The sequence below is a fragment of the Frankia sp. CcI49 genome, assembly GCF_001983215.1.
GTDB classification, from domain to species: Bacteria; Actinomycetota; Actinomycetes; order Frankiales; family Frankiaceae; genus Parafrankia; species Parafrankia irregularis.
In genome coordinates, this window is record NZ_MOWP01000008.1 from 35,138 (window position 1) to 51,553 (window position 16,416).

General features: G+C 72.6%; 13 protein-coding genes. 7 read left to right on the forward strand and 6 right to left on the reverse strand.

The genetic code is table 11. The annotated features are described in order from the left end of the window. Window positions 1–302: 302 nt before the first annotated feature. Together CcI49_RS07710 and CcI49_RS07715 are read left to right on the forward strand one after the other, a co-directional pair. Window positions 303–4,559 (forward strand): alpha-(1->3)-arabinofuranosyltransferase family protein, encoded by a 4,257-nt coding sequence (locus tag CcI49_RS07710; RefSeq protein ID WP_241839968.1) that lies wholly within the window; start codon window positions 303–305, stop codon window positions 4,557–4,559. Between the two features lie 66 nt (window positions 4,560–4,625). Beyond that, on the forward strand, window positions 4,626–6,395 hold the full coding sequence (locus tag CcI49_RS07715) for a chromosome condensation protein (protein ID WP_241839953.1): 1,770 nt from the start codon (window positions 4,626–4,628) through the stop codon (window positions 6,393–6,395). Here CcI49_RS07715 and CcI49_RS07720 read toward each other — a convergent pair. Both CcI49_RS07720 and CcI49_RS07725 read right to left on the reverse strand, forming a co-directional pair. Then, the gene (locus CcI49_RS07720) at window positions 6,381–7,316 is read right to left on the reverse strand and encodes a hypothetical protein (RefSeq protein WP_054566883.1); all 936 of its coding nucleotides are present in this window, start codon (window positions 7,314–7,316) and stop codon (window positions 6,381–6,383) included. The two genes, CcI49_RS07715 and CcI49_RS07720, sit on opposite strands and share 15 nt — an antisense overlap. Beyond that, window positions 7,316–8,365, reverse strand: a complete 1,050-nt coding sequence (locus CcI49_RS07725; protein WP_076825361.1) for an SPFH domain-containing protein — start codon at window positions 8,363–8,365, stop codon at window positions 7,316–7,318. The genes CcI49_RS07720 and CcI49_RS07725 overlap by 1 nt, the downstream gene beginning before the upstream one ends. Before the next feature lie 233 nt (window positions 8,366–8,598). Here CcI49_RS07725 and CcI49_RS07730 point away from each other — a divergent pair, with 233 nt between their 5' ends. The 4 genes from CcI49_RS07730 to CcI49_RS43125 all read left to right on the forward strand — a co-directional run bounded on the left by CcI49_RS07730 (window position 8,599) and on the right by CcI49_RS43125 (window position 10,892). Continuing rightward, window positions 8,599–9,429, forward strand: a complete 831-nt coding sequence (locus CcI49_RS07730) for an NUDIX domain-containing protein (RefSeq protein WP_076825564.1) — start codon at window positions 8,599–8,601, stop codon at window positions 9,427–9,429. A gap of 168 nt (window positions 9,430–9,597) precedes the next feature. Then, entirely contained in the window at window positions 9,598–9,993 is a 396-nt protein-coding gene (locus tag CcI49_RS07735) for a DUF2267 domain-containing protein (RefSeq protein ID WP_054566885.1), read from the forward strand. A 461-nt stretch (window positions 9,994–10,454) separates the two neighbouring features. Next, window positions 10,455–10,661, forward strand: coding sequence for a hypothetical protein (locus CcI49_RS07745; RefSeq protein ID WP_054566887.1), 207 nt, complete (start codon window positions 10,455–10,457; stop codon window positions 10,659–10,661). Between the two features lie 96 nt (window positions 10,662–10,757). Further along, window positions 10,758–10,892, forward strand: coding sequence for a type II toxin-antitoxin system HicA family toxin (locus tag CcI49_RS43125; RefSeq protein WP_241839969.1), 135 nt, complete (start codon window positions 10,758–10,760; stop codon window positions 10,890–10,892). A 15-nt stretch (window positions 10,893–10,907) separates the two neighbouring features. Here the strand turns inward: CcI49_RS43125 and CcI49_RS07755 are convergent, their stop codons facing one another. Further along, the gene (locus CcI49_RS07755) at window positions 10,908–12,122 is read right to left on the reverse strand and encodes an MFS transporter (RefSeq protein WP_076825367.1); all 1,215 of its coding nucleotides are present in this window, start codon (window positions 12,120–12,122) and stop codon (window positions 10,908–10,910) included. A gap of 128 nt (window positions 12,123–12,250) precedes the next feature. On the opposite strand from CcI49_RS07755, the gene CcI49_RS07760 reads away from it, so the two are divergent. Next, window positions 12,251–12,934 carry a TetR-like C-terminal domain-containing protein gene (locus tag CcI49_RS07760; protein WP_116437357.1) on the forward strand — a complete coding sequence of 228 codons (684 nt, stop codon included), beginning with the start codon at window positions 12,251–12,253 and terminating at the stop codon, window positions 12,932–12,934. 340 nt (window positions 12,935–13,274) lie between these two features. Here CcI49_RS07760 and CcI49_RS41975 read toward each other — a convergent pair whose 3' ends face one another. The 3 genes from CcI49_RS41975 to CcI49_RS07770 form a co-directional block, all read right to left on the reverse strand. Further along, window positions 13,275–13,436: a hypothetical protein gene (locus CcI49_RS41975; protein ID WP_158230723.1), complete on the reverse strand. Its 162-nt coding sequence runs from the start codon at window positions 13,434–13,436 to the stop codon at window positions 13,275–13,277. A gap of 143 nt (window positions 13,437–13,579) precedes the next feature. After that, a complete protein-coding gene (locus CcI49_RS07765) occupies window positions 13,580–14,503 on the reverse strand; it encodes a HEAT repeat domain-containing protein (RefSeq protein ID WP_076825372.1) in 924 nt (307 codons plus the stop codon). A gap of 16 nt (window positions 14,504–14,519) precedes the next feature. Then, window positions 14,520–16,238 (reverse strand): glycosyltransferase family 4 protein, encoded by a 1,719-nt coding sequence (locus tag CcI49_RS07770; RefSeq protein WP_076825566.1) that lies wholly within the window; start codon window positions 16,236–16,238, stop codon window positions 14,520–14,522. Window positions 16,239–16,416: the final 178 nt, after the last annotated feature.

The following is a 16,416-nucleotide window of genomic DNA, read 5'->3' on the forward strand; positions in this document are numbered from 1 at the left end:
GCGCCGACGACCGCCCGACCAGGCCCGACGACCGCCCGACCACCCGGACGGGACCGGTACCGTACGGTTTCGCGTGAGGATGTATGAACGTCGGGTCAGTCCCGACTACCGCCCTGGAGCCTGATATCTCTGCCATCCCGGCCGACAGCGCCCTTCGGCCGGGTCTGTCCGACCCGGCCGGTGACCCTGAGCCCGTGCGGTCCCGGGGGCGGCGGTTCGGGGTCCTCCCCGGGTCGCTGCGGCTGCGTCCGGGCCAGGCAGGGCCGCGGCCGGACCGCGCGTCGCGCTGGTCGCTGGCCGCGATGTTCGTCGGCTTCGCCACCCTCTTCCTGCTGCAGGCACCGGGCAAGCTGACCGCCGACACCAAGCTGGACGTACCGCTCGAGCCGTGGCGCTTCATGGAGGCGGCCACCCATCTGTGGAACTCGACGTCCGACTTCGGCTACCTGCCGAACCAGTACGCCGGCTACCTGTTCCCGATGGGGCCGTTCTTCGGGATAGGGGACCTGCTCAACATCCCGCCGTGGATCACTCAGCGGCTGTGGATGGCTGTCCTGCTCACCCTGGCGGCCTGGGGAACGGTACGGCTTGCCGAGGTGCTGGGGATCGGCGGCCACGCCTCCCGCATCCTGGCGGGGCTGAGCTACGCGCTGTCGCCGATGTTCCTCGGCAAGGTCGGCGCGACGTCCGTGGCGCTGGCCGGGGCCTCGATGCTGCCCTGGATGGTCGTGCCGCTCATCCTCGCGCTGCGCCCCGACGGCGCCGGCGGGGCCGACACCGGCCACCACGACGACGACAGCGAGCATGCCCGCGCACTGACCGCGGCCCGGTTCTCCCCGCGGCGCGCCGCGGCGCTGTCCGGCCTGGCTGTGCTGGGCACCGGAGGCATCAACGCGACCGTCACCCTTTGTGTCCTGCTCTGCCCGGCTGTCGTGCTGGTGTTCGCGGGCGGTGGGCGGCGGGCCTGGGCACTGCGGGGCTGGTGGTGCCTGTGCGTGGTGCTGGCGACGGCGTGGTGGGTCCTGTCGCTGATGGTCCAGGGCCGGTACGGAATCAACTTCCTGCCCTTCACCGAGACCGTCCAGACGACCACCGCGACGACCTCGGTCGGGGAGACCCTGCGCGGCGCCGCGGACTGGATGGCCTACCTCGCGCTGCCGATGGCCTGGCTGCCCGCGGCCAGGGAGTACGTGTCCAGCGCCGCGCCGATCGTCGCCTCCGCGCTGGTGGCCGGGTTCGGCCTGGTCGGCCTCGCCCGCCGCGACCTGCCGGCGCGACGGTTCCTGCTGGTCAGCCTCGCTGTCGGTGTCGTCGCGGTCTCCTCGTCCTACTCGGGTGAACCGGTCAGCCCGCTGGCGAGTGGCCTGCGCTCGCTGCTGTCGGAGCCCTTCGGGTTCCTCCGCAACGTCTACAAGTTCCAGCCGGTGGTGCGACTGCCGCTGGCGCTGGGCCTGGCACACATCCTCGCCGTGGCCCTGGCCTGGCGTCCTGGCCAGGCACCCGAGCGGGAACCTGGGCGCGATCCCGGCCGCGGCCGGCTGCGTGGCGGCGCACTGCTGCGGCGCGGCCGCGGCGCGGCCGGCCAGCCCGCGCGGCATGAGGAAACCATGCCGCTGGTGATCTCGCCGGCGGCCAGGGCCTCGGGCCGGAACGCCGGTGCGGCGAACGGCACGGCTGGCACGGCCGGTGCGGGCGGTGCGGCAGCCGGTACGGGCGGGGCCGCCTCCCGGCGCCGCGTCCTGCCCGTGATGGTGTCGCTGACCGCGGTCGCCGCCCTGGTCGTCGCGATGCTCCCGCTGCTGCAGGGCAAAGGCCTGCAGCCCAGACCGTTCGACAAGGTGCCGGACTACTGGTCCGCGGCGGCGGACTGGCTCGCCGATCACCCCGAGAACGGACGCGCCCTGGTGCTGCCCGGCGCCCCGTTCGGCGAGTACGAGTGGGGCCGCCCGCTGGACGAACCACTGCAGTGGCTCGCCGACTCCCCCTGGGGGGTGCGCAACCTGATCCCGCTGGGCGGCGTCGGCACGACCCGGCTGATGGACGGCATCGAGGACCTGATGGCCACCGGCGACACGCCGGGGCTGTCGACGACGCTGGCCCGCGCCGGTGTGGGCATGGTGCTGATCCGCAACGACATCGAGATCAAGGACTGGGACATCCCCCCGTCCACCGACCAGCTGCACCGCTCGCTGGAGAGCTCGGGCCTGCAGCTGGCGGCCTCCTTCGGGCCGACCACCGAGGCCCGCACCAGCTCCAAGGCCCGCCTGATCAAGTCGCTGCGCCGGTCGGAGGAGCGGGTTGCCGCCCTGGAGGTCTGGACGGTGCCCGGGGGCGCCCGCATGGTCCAGGCCTACCCGCTGAGCACCGGGGTCGTCGTCTCCGGCGGGCCTGAGGCGACCGTGCAGCTCGCCGACCAGGGCCTGCTCGGGCAGGACCGTGCGACCGTCCTGGCGAGTGACCTCGCCGAGGCCGACGAGTACTCGGCGGCGGCGGGCGGTTCCGACGCCGACCCCACGACCACGCTCGCGCCGATCGCCGATCCACCACCCGCCTCGAAGGTCATCACCCCGACGACCGCGCTCGCGGTGACCGACACGAACACGCGCCGTGACTTCACCTTCGGCATCGTGCACGACGGGACGTCCTACCTGCTGGGCCCGGACGAGAGCGTCGCCGGCGAGAACGAGCCGCCCCGCCAGTGGAGCGACCGGCCGACGGCGGGCCACCAGACGGTCGCCGGCTACGCCGACGGGATGTCGGTCACCGCGTCGTCCTACGGCTACGAGCTGATGGCCGCCCCCGACTTCGCCCCGCAGGCCGCCGTCGACGGCCAGACGTCGACATCCTGGACGGCGATGCGCCGGCAGGGCGCCACCTCGCAGGGTGAGTGGATCCAGCTCGACGTCGGCCGGCAGCTCGAGGCGCCCTACATCGACGTCCGGCTGCTGGCGGAGGGGGACTGGCGGCCGGAGGTGCACGCGCTGCGGGTCACCACCGAACACGGTTCCGTCGTCACCCAGGTCAAGCCGGTCGAGGACATCCAGCGGCTCGCCGTGCCGGCGGGGGAGAGCCACTGGTTCCGGATCACGCTGGAGAAGGTCACCAACGAGGGCGACCCGTCGCTCGGCGCCGGTATCCGTGAGATCGACATCCCCGGCGCGAGCTTCCACCGGTACGCGCAGACGCCGTCCGACCTGACGAGCGCGTTCGAGTCCCTGAGCCAGGGCCTCGTCGCCTACTCCTTCGAGCGTTACCGGGTCGACCCGCTGCAGCCCTTCGGCGGCTCCGAGGAGCTGACGTTCGCGCGGAAGTTCGACTCCCCGCGCGAGATGACCTTCAGCGTCAAGGGCACCGTCACCGCCCTGCCACCGCCGGCCGGCTCTGCGGTCAACACCTCGAACGCGCCGCTGGTCATCCCCTGCGGGCAGGGCCCGTCACTGATCATCGACGGTGTCCGGTACGACCTGGAGATCTCCGGCGTCTACAGCAACATCTCCACGGCCAAGCCGTTCCAGCTGAAGCTGTGCACCGACAACAGCCAGATCAGGCTCGGCGCGGGCTCGCACCTGCTGTCGGTCGACCTCGGCGGCTCCACCATGGTCGTCGACTCGATCAGCATGGTCGGCGAGAGCACGGCGGTGAGCGCGGAGAAGCCCCGGACGACGGCGATCGGGCACTGGGACTCCGAGCTGCGCACCATCGACATCGGCGCCGGCGCCGCCTCGTTCGTCTCGGTGCGGGAGAACGCGAACGCCTCCTGGACGGCGACGCTGAACGGCACGGAGCTCACCGCGGTGCGCATCGACGGCTGGGCACAGGGCTGGATCGTCCCCGCCGGCCAGGGCGGGACGATCGTCATCGAGAACCATCCCGGCCAGACCTTCCGCCGCAACCTGCTCGTCGGGCTCGGTCTGGTGCTCATCCTCGTCGCGATCGCCGTCATCCCGGACTCCGTCGGCGCCGAGCGCCGGCGTCGACGCCAGGAGCGCGGGGGTGGCGCCGGCCGGCTGGCCGATCGCTTCGCCCGCCTCAGCCCAGCCCGGCTACCCGGGATGACGGCCCTGGGCCGCCTGCGGCTGCCGACCCTGTGGGCGGGTCTGGCGCTGGCGATGCTGGCGGTGTTCCTGGTCGCGGGCCCGGTCGCGCTGGCCGTCCCGGTGATCATCCTGCTCGGTCGGCGGCTGCGCTGGTTGCCGGGCCTGCTGGCACTGACCGGAATGGTCGGCTCCGGAATCGTGGTGTCGACCGTTCCGGACGCCATCCCGTTCTCGGACGAAGGCGCGTTCAGCTGGCCGGCACAGGCTCTGGGCGCACTCGCCTTCGCCGCGACGATCTCCGCCTTCGCCCTGCGGCCGGCAGCGCCGCGGCTGCGTGCCCCCGAGGAGCCGCAGGAGGAACAAGCGCCGCACGCGGCGGGCAACGGCGCGCCGCGGCGATCGGCGGCGGGGGCTGACGCGCCCGTAGGCCGGGATCTCGGGCGTTTCATGACTGCAGATGATCATGCCTCCAGATCGCGGCTGCCCCGGCAGTCATGGGGAAACGATCACAGGCCGAGCTGAAGGGTCGGATGGATGTTGTTCCCGCTCAGTAGGGACGTGCCGGGAGCGGAGTCCCAGCCCGGACGCGTGACCACGCGTCCGTGGAACCTGCTCCGCAACCAGGACGTCCACCGAGCCTCGGAGGGGCCGTCGGCCGCCCGGCAGCCGTCCTGTGCAGCGGCCGTTCCCGGCGCCGGTGGGGGCCGGTCGCGGGGCGTGGGCGGGGGGCGTGGCCGTGGCTCCGACGGTGCTCGCGCCGAGGGCGGCGACCGGGAACCTGCCGCCGTCTGGCTGTCGAGTGCCGGGCAGGGGCGGGCGCTGACCCTCGACGAGGAGCTCATCCTCGCCTCCGACCGCAGCCATTCACCGCTCACCGTCGGAGTGGTCGCGGAGACGGACGCCGCCATCCACCCGGCCCGGCTGCGCAGCTCGCTGTATCGCGCCCTGTGTAACCATCCGATCGCCCGGGCGCGGCTCGCGGGCGGTCTCGGTACCGCGTCCGCGTGGGAGTTCCCGGCTGAATCAGGGCTACCAGTGGATCTAATATCCGAGATCCATGTTGAGGCGACCGACGGGCCGGGCGTGGACCCCGCGAGCTGGCGGGCGGCCGAGTCGCTGTGCTCGCGCCCGTTCGACCTGCGCAGGGAGCCTCCGGTGCGGCTGCTGCTCGCCCACCGGCCGCAGGGGGACGTGGTCGGGATAGTCGCCCACCACACCGCGCTGGACGGAATGAGCGCCCTGGCCCTGTTCCAGGAGATCCTCGCCGGCTGCGCGGTCGACGGTCCGGAGCCCGTCGGCGGATGGCTGGCCCGGCGTCCCGGCCCGACGGCAAGGATCCAGCAGAGAGCGTGGACTCATCAGCAGCGGACCCAGCAGGGGACGACTCCTCGGCACGAGAGGATCAGCCCGCGGCACGCCGCGGGCAACCCGCGGCGCACGCCGTCCGTGGACGTGGCGGCAGCCGCGGCCGAGCCCGGCCCGCGCGGGGAACTCGCGGGATCGACGAAACCGACGGGATCAACGGAATCAGCGGGTTCGGCGGAATCGGCGGGTTCAGCGGAGTTCGTCGGATCGGCCGGCCTGGGTGACGGAGCCGGCGGTCGGCGGCTGGCACGGCATCTTGTTCCGTGCGGCCCGAGCCTCGCGCAGGGCTACGGTGTGTACCCCGTCGACCTGCCGGTGCCACGACCGCTGCTGCTGGCGGACGGGCGGCGGATGACGGTCAACGATCAGCTGCTCGCCGCTGCGCATCTGGCGGCGGAACGCTGGAACAGCGAGTGCGGACACCGCAGCGGCACCGTGCGGGTTCGCATGCCGCTCGCCGTGCGGGACGCCGGTCCGGCCGAACCTCGTGAGCTGGGAAACCGGTCGGGTCAGGTGATGATCACCTCGACCGCGGCGGAACGACGGGAGCCGGTGCGACTGGCGGCAGCCGTGGTGGATCAGACCGCGGCGGCGAAGCGCGGCCCGGCAGGCTGGGCCGGTACGCGGATGACCGCGGCGGTGCGGGCCGTCACGGCGGCCACGCCCAGCTCGCTGCGGACGACGGTGCTGCGCGGCGGTGTGGCACTGGCTCGCCCCTTCCTCACGCCTCACCTGGCGGTGAGCAACGTCGGGCCGGTCGACCTGCACGCGGCGGCCGCGGCGGGCGGCCCGCGGATCAGGAGCCTGTCCTTCATCGGTACGAGCGGCATGCCACAGGGACTGATCATCTGTGTGGCCGGCAACGGCGACCGCCTGCGGCTGACCTTCTGTCACCACCGGCGCCTGTTCGACCCCGCCGGGGTGGCCCGGTTCGCGGAGATCTACCAGGAGGGCCTGGCCGCACTGGCCACGGCGGTGTCAAAGCAGATGTAGGCGGCGCTCGGCCACGCCGACCGACAGCCGCTGCCCCCAGGTGAGCGTGATCGTGTCGGACTCGATCCCGTCCCCGAAGACCACCAGGCGTTCGGACTCGGCCCGTAGCTCGATGCGGGCCGACGCGGGAAGCAGGCCCTCGACCATGCTGGCGCCGGTGCTCGGTGACGGCCAGGCCTCCCGCACGAACCAGACCAGACCGGGCGAATCGGGCCGGGGTAGAGCCAGGCGGCTGCCGCGCTGGCGCCACACCGACTGACACCAGCCGCCGCAGCCGGTGCCAGTCCCGACCAGCAGCCCCGAGGACGCCTGCCGCTCCAGATGGACGGTGCCGGTGTGGTCCGGTGCGGCCAGCTCGTAGCGGGCTGTCTGGTGGGAGGCGTGACCGACGTAGATCTCGTTGAGGGCGAGCAGCCGCTGGCCGTCATCGGATCTGGCCTCGACCATGGTCACCGCGCGGACGGCCGAGGTGGTCCCGGCTGTCGCGGCTGTCGCGGCTGGGGTGTCCGCCGCCATCTGGAGCAGGGCTCCGAGCTTGCCGACCGGGTGCCGGGCCAGCACCCCGGGATTGCGCCCGGGTTCCGGGTCGATGCCGATGACCGGCTGCCCGTCGAGGTACTTGGCCACGTTGGCGACCAGCCCGTCCTGGCCGACGCAGACGATCAGGTCGTCGGGGGCGAACAGGAAGCGGTCGAGGTCGGCGCGTTCCACCTCGCCGTGGCGCCAGTCGGCCGGGACGGCCGCGATCGCCGCCCGGCGGGCCGCGGTCACCGCCGCGTCACGCGCCCGCACCTCGGTGAGGTCACGCCCCCGGCTGGCCAGGAAGAACGCGGCCTGGCCGGCGGTGCCGTGCCGTTCGAGCAGCTCGGCGTACTCGGTGCGGCGATGCACCAGAACGACTCGCGGGGCGAGCGTCGCCATCAGGCACCACCGCCCGGGCGGGCGGTGGTGGCCAGCCGGGTCAGCAGCTCGCTGAGGACGTCCGGAGTGATCGTCAGCGCCTGGATGTCGGGGAGCCTGCCGGCCAGGTCACGCACGGCCAGCGTCATCGCCGCCCGGTTGTCCAGGTCGCGCAGGGCTTCGACCCGGGCCCGCTCGGCGGTGCCTTCGGCCGCGCCGACCCGCTCGATCTCCTCGGCGCGGGCGGCGGCCGCCAGCCGGGCCGCCTCGGCGGCGCCGGCCGCGGTGAGGCGGGCGTGCTCGGCCTGTGCCTCCACCGCGATCCGTGCCGCGGCCGCCTTCTCCGTCGCGGTCCGCCGGTCGTTGGTGCCGCGCTGGGCGACCAGCTCCTCCTCCCGGCGGGCGAGCTCGATCTGGTTCTGCATCTCGTTCTCGGCGATCCGGCGCTCCTGTTCGACGGCTCGGGCGCGCCGGCCGTAGGTCGCCCGGTCGGCCTCGGTCTGCACCTGCTCCCGGGTGGGTGTGCGCAGCGCCTTCTCCAGCTCCGGCTCGGGGCGGATCGCTACGACGCGGACCCCGACGACCGCCACCCCGGTCTCGGCCAGCCGCGGGTCGCCCTCGAGCCCGGCCGCGATGCGCTCCCGGACGGCCGGCACCCCGTCGACCAGCGCGTTCGTCAGCGTGGTGCGGGCCAGCAGGTCGAAGGCGTGCTGCTGGGCGGTCTCGACGATCAGCCCACCGAGCTGCTCCAGCGGGTTCGTGCGCCAGGCGCCCGTCTCCGGGTCGATGCCGAAGTCGAGGCGGCTGACGGCCAGCGTGGGCTCGGCCACCCGGTAGGTGACGGTGGCCTGCACGGTGACGTCCTGGAAGTCGGCCGTGCGGGCGTGGAAGAGCAGCGGGAGCTCCCGGTCCTCCACCGGAACCTCGCTGATCACCGCGGTGCGCGGCTGGTACCAGAAGGTCAGCCCGACCCCCTCGTGTCGGGCCCGCCCGCCGCGCAGGTGGCGGACGTACGCCGTCGGGGTGCCCCGCAGGTGGCGCAGGAACAGTGCGCGGCTGATGTCGGCCATGGGGGTCTCCTTGTGTTCACGGCCGGCCTGATGGCCGGTGTCTCGGCTGGTCAGGCCCGGTGTCGCTCGATCTCGTCGAAGTGACGATAAGGGGATGAGCCGGTTCTCGTCAATATGACGAGATTGCCGGTACAGTCGGCTGCGTGACCGACGACGACAAGCCCGCGGCGACCGGCAGGCCGTCCACGAACGCCGAGTCGTCCGCGCCTGCCCAGCCGCCCACGGCCGCCCGCCTGCCCGCGGACTGCTACGTCCCCTACGGGGTGACCGTCGACCTGGTGATCCTCACCATCCGGGCGGACCGGCTCTGCGTGCTGCTGATCCGGCGCGGCCTGGCGCCGTTCGAGGGCGCACTCGCGCTGCCGGGCGGCTTCGTCCGCCCGGACGAGACACTGGTGGCCGCGGCACGCCGTGAGCTGGCCGAGGAGACCGGCCTGCGGCTGGCGGAGCCGACGTCCGGCGTGCATCTGGAACAGCTGGCCGCCTACGGTGCCGTCGACCGTGACCCGCGGGCGCGCATCGTGACCATCGCCTTCCTGGCCCTCGCCCCCGACCTGCCCGAGCCGCGGCCCGGTACGGACGCCGCGGCAGCCGAGTTCGTCCCCGTCGCCGCACTGGCCGCGCTCACCGGCACCGGCACCGGCACCGGCACCGGGACCGGGACCGGGACCGGCCTGTCCTGCGGCGGCCCGGCCGGCGCGGAATCAGTCGCCGGAGCCGGCGGCGACGATGGTCCCGGTGCGGTTCTGGCGTTTGACCATGCGGCGATCCTGGCCGACGGGCTGGAACGGGCCCGGTCGAAGCTGGAGTACACCGCGCTGGCGGCCGCGTTCTGCCCGGTCGAGTTCACCGTGGCCGAGCTGCGCCGGGTCTACGAGCTCGTCTGGGGCGCCCCGCTCGACCCGCGCAACTTCCACCGCAAGGTGACCGGAACACCCGGTTTCCTGCAGCCGGTGGGCCGCTCGACCGCCCGAGACGGCGGCCGGCCGGCCGCCCTCTACCGCCGGGGGGCAGCCGAGATCCTCCACCCGGCGATGCGCCGCCCACACCTGCCCGAGGCCTGATCCGGGTGTCCTGATCCGATCATCGATCGGTGGCGCATCGTCATCGGCGTGGAGCCATCCGGTACCGGGAAAGCTGCCGACGTGGGGGATGTCGCCCACGATCCGCCGATCTGCCTCCGGCGATCAGCTCGCGGGACGGGCAGGAGAGTACGAAGAGGGGCGCAGCTGATGAAACGCGACGAACTCGTCTCGGTGGTCCGTGAGACCGGCCGGATGGACAGTGTCGAGCACGCCGAGACCGCCATCCGGGCCACGCTGGCGGTGCTCGGCGAGCGGCTGTCCGGCGGCGAGACCAAGGACCTCGCCTCGCAGCTACCGCCCGCGCTCGCCAGGGCGTTGCCGCCATCCGGCCGCGGCGAGCGCTTCGGGCTCGACGAGTTCTACCGCCGCGTCGCCGAGCGGGAGGGCGGTGGCTGCGACCGGGCGCATGCCCGCCAGCATGCCCGCGCCGTGGTCGCCGCCCTGAAGACGTCGGTCAGCCCCAACGAGTTCGAGGACGTCGCCGGGCAGCTTCCCCACGGCTACGACGAGCTGCTGGGCCGCGAGCCGGTCATCCACTACTGAGGAGGCCGCCGTCGCCGCAGGGCGGGCGGCCTGACAGCGCCGGCTCCAGTGCCACCGGCGAACGCCCGGCGAATCATCCTCGCCTCCCGGCGGCGCTTGGGATTGTTTCGGTCGGAGAAAATGGCAGGGCTGCTCATGCCGGAACCGGCAGCATTGATTATCGCCAGGAACAAGACCGCGATGAAAGCTGTGAGGAGCCCGTAGGGTGGCCGGCGAAGCACCGCGTCCGCCCAGGCGGACGCCGTCTGGCGGACATCCGGATCCGGATGCAGCAGCCCTGCCCGGGCCTGGGCCAGCACCGCTGTCCTGGTCTGCTCATCCAGCCGGGCCCAGGCGGCGTACGCGAGCTCGTCCCTGGCGCTCGCGTCGCGCTGCCTCATCCCCAGCCGGCATTCCACCCTATGTACTCCCGTCGTTTCTCTCTGCGGTCGAGATGGGTCGAGTCGCGTACCGTGGTGGCCATGAGCCGAGTGGTGCACATCCCCTACACCGTCGCGCAGGACGAGGACGGCGTCTGGTGTGCACACGCCTACGTGGGCCGTACCGGCTGCAACGGGTTTGGTGGCACCCGGGACCAGGCGGTGGCGGACCTGAAGGACGCGATCGTGATGGTCATCGAGGACGACGGTGCGCCGGAGGAACTCGCCATCACGGTCGATGTGGCCTGATGCCCCCGGTACCGTCGCTTCCGGGCAAGGACGTCGTCAGGGCTCTGCAGAAGGGCGGGATTCGAGCTCGTTCGGATCAAGGGCAGTCATCATCGGCTGCGTGACCCCGACCGGGCGGGCATCGATGTCACGGTTCCAGATCATGCCGGGCGTGACATCCCGAAAGGAACACTCCGCCAGATTCTCGCGGACACCGGTCTGACGATCGAGGATCTCCAGAAGCTCCTGTAGTTTCCGACGCTCCGCCTACGCCGTGATCGGTGCCATGCGGCTGGTGGGCGTACGCAGCCAGTGGGCGAAGCCGACCAGTGGCAGAGCTCCGGCGAAGATCGCCACCCCGGACCAGTCGTGGGCGTCGTAGATCGCCCCGGACAGCGCGGAGCCGATCGCCCCGCCGGCGAACATGGTGGCCAGGTACACCGCGTTCATCCGGGCGCGGGACTCGGGCCGGGTCGTGTAGATCTCGCGCTGCCCGAGGACCTGCGTCGCCTGCACGCCGAAGTCGAGCAGCAGGCCGGCCGCGGCCAGCGCGATCACCGAGCTCTCGGCGACCAGGGCGAGCAGCATCGCGCCGGCGGCGAGCAGCAGGCCGGCGCCGGTTCCCGCCCGGGTCCGTCCGAGGTCGCCCAGCCGCCCCGCGATCGGCGCCGCGGCCGCGCCGCCGGCCCCGACGAGGGCGAAGACACCGATCGCGACCTGGCCCAGGCCGTGGCGTTCGTGCAGGTCGTAGGCGATGGACGTCCAGTAGGCGCTGAACGCGCCGAACATCAGCGTCTGGTAGAAGGCCCGTCGGCGCAGCACGGGCTCGTGGCGCACCAGCTCGACCAGCGAGGCGATGAGTGCCGGGTACCGCGGGCCGGGGGCGGGCCGGCGCTCCGGCAGCACCCGCAGCGCGGTGAAGGCCACCGCCACCATCAGCGCCGCGGATATTCCGTACACCCACCGCCAGGACAGCGCCGCGGCGATCAGGCTGGAGGTGGTCCGGGCCAGCAGGATCCCGAGCAGCAGCCCGCTCATGACCTGACCGACGACCCGGCCCTCCCGGCCGGCCGGGGCCAGGTGGGCCGCGAACGGCACCAGCACCTGCGCCACCGTGGATGTCGACCCGATCACCAGCGCCGCCACCATGAAGACGGGCAGCGACGGGGCCGCGGCCGCTGCCACCAGCGCGACCGCGGTGCCGCTGACCAGGCAGACGGCGAGGCGCCGGTTGGCCAGCAGGTCGCCGAGCGGGACGATCAGCAGCAGACCCAGCGCGTAGCCGATCTGGGTGATCGTCACAACGAGCGCGGTGGTGCCCTGGCTGACATCGAACGCACCCGCCAGCTCGGCGAGGATCGGTTGCGAGTAGTAGATGTTCGCGACGGTCAGCCCGCAGGCCGCAGCCAGGAACAGGGCCACGACGCGCAGGCGCTGGGGGTCCGCGCGGACGTCGTGGAAGGATGCGGTCGACTCGGCCATGATCAACCTTCGATAGTGAACGCTGTGTTCATGAAAGCTTATATCTGAACGTAGCGTTCATGAAATAGGCTGCCGATGTGACCGACGATCTACCCGTCGCCCGTCCAGGGGGCGCCGGGTCAGCCCAAGTGCGCGGTACACCAGCGGCGCTGGGTGACCCGGCGGTACCCGTCGGTCCCGGGTCGGGCCGTCCCGGGTTGGACCAGACCGGGGCGGGGCGGTCTGGGGCTGGCCGGCCTGGGCCCGGCYGGCCGCGCAGTGAGCGGGCCCGGCTGGCGATTCTCGACGCCGCCGCGGATCTGCTGATCGAGGGCGGCCTCGCCGCGGCGACGATGGAGGCGATCGCGGCCCACGCCGGGGTCAGCAAGGTAACGATCTACAAGTGGTGGCCCAGCCGGGGTGCCGTGGCGGTGGACGCCTACTTCCACCGCTACCGGCCCGAGATGGGCATGTTCGACTCCGGTGACCTCGCCCGCGACCTGACCGCACAGATCGCCCTGATGGTGGACGCCTTCCGCGGCCGCGCCGGAGCCATCATGGCCGAGCTGATCGGCGCGGCCCAGACCGACGCGGCGCTCGCGGACCAGCTGCGCGCGCTGTGGATCCAGCCCCGCCGGGACGCCGGCACCATCCTGATCCAGGGCGCGATCGACCGCGGCGAGCTACGGCCCGACCTCGACATCCAGATCGGCCTGGACCAGCTGTTCGGCCCGCTCTACTTCCGGCTCCTGGTCCGGCACCTGCCCCTGGACGACCCGATGCCCGCGGCGCTCGTCCGCGCCTTTCTGGACGGAGCCCGGTCAAAGCCCTGACCCGCTCCCACTGAGCGAGAGTGCCGACGCGCGTACCTCGATGGGTGCCGCGAGCTGGCGAACATCGGGCGGCAGTTGCTGCCAGACGAGAGTCGAGGATTTTGGTCGTCAGGACGACCAAAATTCCATGATCCTCGAGTGGCTCCCCAGGGTCCGTGTCTCGGTAACCGTTGCGACCAGGCAGGAGTTGAGGATCAGGGCTGCGGCAGCGACCGAAGCCCTCATTTCTTGTGGATCGTCCAACGACTCTCTGTCCTTTTTATCGCTATTGGCATGAATCGCTGGAGCTGGGTGGAGGTGCGGGATCCCCCGTGGGTCGGCGGGGCGGGTGCAAAAGGAGCTACTGAGGTGCACCACTGATGTCTTCTGGGCCTGCGACCGGTTCGTCGCCGACGATGGCGGCTGGCTTCTTCTCCGATATCGCCACCGCTGCCACTGCAATGCCCTCGATGAGGGTGCGGAACGGGTCGAGGACGACAAGGGCCACCGTCAGCACGACCATCAGCACCCATTCTGCGGCGCCGAATCAACCGACCAGAGGTCCACCGGCCAAGGGTAGGACGAAGTGCCGTCCGCCGGGTGCTTTCCACCCGGCGGACAGGTGTCTCATCCGAGACCGACACGGTGGGTTTCAGCGGTCTCGGATCAGGCGACGATGCGCGCGCCGCGGCGCTGGTGCTCGATCATCTGCGCTTTCAGCGTTGCGACGGCTTCGGTGGTCGGGGGCTGGAGCGGTTCCCGCGCGTGCGGTGCCACCTGGGGGAGAAACCGTGTGATCCAGTAGGTCTCCTCCTCATTGCGTTTCGCCCACGTGGACACGACGATCTCACGTGCGGTAGCGAATGCGTCAGGGCGCTCATGGGCATGCTGGCCGAGGAAGTTCAGCTCGAGCTCGACGAAGGGCGTCTCGAGGCCGGACTTCCGGGCCGCATGGGTCCGTAGCCGGTTCAGGATGGCGTCCACCGCGCGGGCGTCCCCGACGACCCCGAGAGCCAGGAGAGCGGACTCCCAGGTGGACCGGTCCGGTCGTGCCAGCGCCTCGAGGAGATGTGGGGTACAGGTCGAGTCGCCACGCCGCCCCAGCAGGCCCAGCGTCGTGTGTCTGACGAACCGGTTGGGGTGACGGATGTATTCGCTGAGCAGGTCGGCGTCGAGGGGTACGGAACCGTCCCTGAGCGCGCCRATGGCGAGGGAGAGCTGGTAACCGCGAATTCTCGGAAGGGCGCGGATGAGTGCCTGTTCTCCTGCCGGGCCGGCCATCACGAGCAACTTGGCGGAGAGGGAGCTCACGTTGGTCTCAGGGACGGCGGCCAGCCGGGTGAGGCATTCGAACGGGCAGCCGAGAAAGGAGCTGCGGACCATTTCCTGGAGCAGCACGGTCCGCTTGGTGTCGGAGCGTTCCATGTCCACCCAGTGGTAAAGGAGCTCCTCCGCCCAGGGGGCACCTGACCGGGCGTTCCCGGCGACTCTGTCGACCAGCCGGGCGAACGCGTCGTTGGGCATGGACGCGGTGTAGCGCCGCACGCACTCGTTGCGCTCCAGCGTGCTTCTGACCTCTGGCGCGGCCACTCGACCGGGTCCGCGGTCAGTCGCGCGTGAATGGGTGCGCGGCCGCGACCAGGAGATCCTCGCCGGTGGCCGGGCGCGGGCGGCTGGCCGGGCGCAGCCCCCGGCGGGCCAGCGCCGTCCGGGCGCCGGTGTTGTCGGCACCGTAGAAGAGCGCGGCGAAGCGCCGGGTCCGCCCGTCGTCCTCGGTTGCCGGATCGGTTGCCGTGTCGCCGCCGGGCTCGGTCCGCGGGGTCAGCTCGAACAGCAGGTCGGTCCGTCGCAGCACGGGCAGGTCGGAGCTGGCTGCAAGGTCGAACTCGACCAGGGTCAGCTGGTCGTCGGGGCGCCGCCGGTCGCGGGCCGGCCGGTGCCCGATGCCCGGCGCCCGGTGGGCTGGGCGCGGCGCGCCACTGAGCCGCCGGCCGCGGGTCCTGGTGGGCGGCTCACCCGGCCCGGCGGGCGCCGCGGACCGGGCGCCGCCGAGGCGGTCGAGTTCGGAGGCGATGATCCCGGCCAGCAGGTCGGCGCTGGTGTCCCAGCTGAAGCCGTCCGCCCAGGCGCGGGCCGCGGCGCGCACGGTCCTCGCCTGTGCGGGGTCGGCGAGGCGGGTCAGTGCGGCCGAGATGGTGTCGCCGAGCTGCGCTGGATCGTCCACCAGCCAGCCGGTGACCCCGTCGCGGACGGAGTCGCGCAGCCCCGGGACCCGGAAGGCGACGGCGGGCACGCCCAGCCCGTTCGCCTCCAGCACGGACAGGCCCCACCCCTCGCCGTGGGACGGGTTCACCGTCAGCCACGCGGAGGCGAGCACGGCGTCGCGCACCTCGGCGGGGGCGAATCCGTGCCAGCGCAGCGTCGCGTCCGAGGCGCCGTCGCCCTGAGTGATCATCAGTCGGGCCGCGAGGTCGGCGAGGCGGGCGCGGTCCGGCCCGTCGCCGACGATGTGCACGGACAGGTCCGGGTGTGCGCGCAGCAGCGCGGGGACGGCCTCGATCAGCAGGTGCAGGCGCTTGTGCGGGACGAGCCGCCCGACGCACACGATGGTCGGCCCGGCGGCCCGCCCGGCGAGATCATCCGCGTGCTCTGGTCCGGTCACCCGGTCTGGTCCGGTCACGTCGACCGGGCTGGTCACGCCGTCAGGGCCGGTGACGCCGTCAGGGCCGGTGACGCCGCCGGGCACGGTGACGCCGTTGGGGACGAGGAACCGGGCGCCGGGCAGGGCCAGCACGCCACGGGCCTCGTCCCGGGTGGACGGAGAGACCACGGCCACCGGCCGGCGCCGGTAGACCCACCGGCTGCCCGGGGCCTCCAGGAGCTGCCCGACCCGGGCGACCGGGCCCGGGAAGTACAGCGGGAACTGCTTCTGGTGGACGTGATGGAGGACCTGCACCACCGGGATGCGGGCGGGGAGCACCAACGGGCTGAAAAAGGGGATCCCGTTCTGGCAGTCGACGACCGCGTCGACGCCGTCGGCGGAGCGGACCATCCGCGCAAGCCGCGCCAGGACCGACGGGTACACCCCGAAGGTGCCACCGCCTCGGCGCACGGCGACTCCGTCGACCATGCTGTGCGCCGCGGCACCGGGCGGGCGGGACGTGAGCAGGGTGACCCGGACACCGGCCGCGGCGAACCGCTCGGCGATCGAGTGGCAGAACAGCTCGGCCCCGCCGGCCTGCGGGTGCACGCTGTCCCGCCAGTTGAGGAAGACCAGGTGCCGGCCTGCCAGTGCCTGGGTGGGCCGCGGTGCAGCTGTCGTCACCAGATCGCTCCCGTCGTCCTGTCCGGCGCGCCCTGCACGCGCCCGCACGCCCCGGACGCCCGGCACGTGCGGTGCGTCGGGTGCGTCCGGTGTGACCGGTGTGTCCTCGGCCGAGAAGTTACTCACAGCGCGCCGCATCGGTGGCGGCGGTACCGGGTGGCCGGGCCTTCCGGCCGGG

Excerpts from the sequence above, each read along its gene's own strand:
- CcI49_RS07735 (WP_054566885.1), top strand. The coding sequence starts at position 9,598 with ATGAAACGCGACGAACTCGTCTCGGTGGTCCGTGAGACCGGCCGGATG.
- CcI49_RS07710 (WP_241839968.1), top strand. The coding sequence starts at position 303 with ATGTTCGTCGGCTTCGCCACCCTCTTCCTGCTGCAGGCACCGGGCAAG.
- CcI49_RS07725 (WP_076825361.1), bottom strand. The coding sequence starts at position 8,365 with ATGGCCGACATCAGCCGCGCACTGTTCCTGCGCCACCTGCGGGGCACC.
- CcI49_RS07720 (WP_054566883.1), bottom strand. The coding sequence starts at position 7,316 with ATGGCGACGCTCGCCCCGCGAGTCGTTCTGGTGCATCGCCGCACCGAG.
- CcI49_RS07755 (WP_076825367.1), bottom strand. The coding sequence starts at position 12,122 with ATGGCCGAGTCGACCGCATCCTTCCACGACGTCCGCGCGGACCCCCAG.
- CcI49_RS41975 (WP_158230723.1), bottom strand. The coding sequence starts at position 13,436 with ATGGTCGTGCTGACGGTGGCCCTTGTCGTCCTCGACCCGTTCCGCACC.
- CcI49_RS07745 (WP_054566887.1), top strand. The coding sequence starts at position 10,455 with ATGAGCCGAGTGGTGCACATCCCCTACACCGTCGCGCAGGACGAGGAC.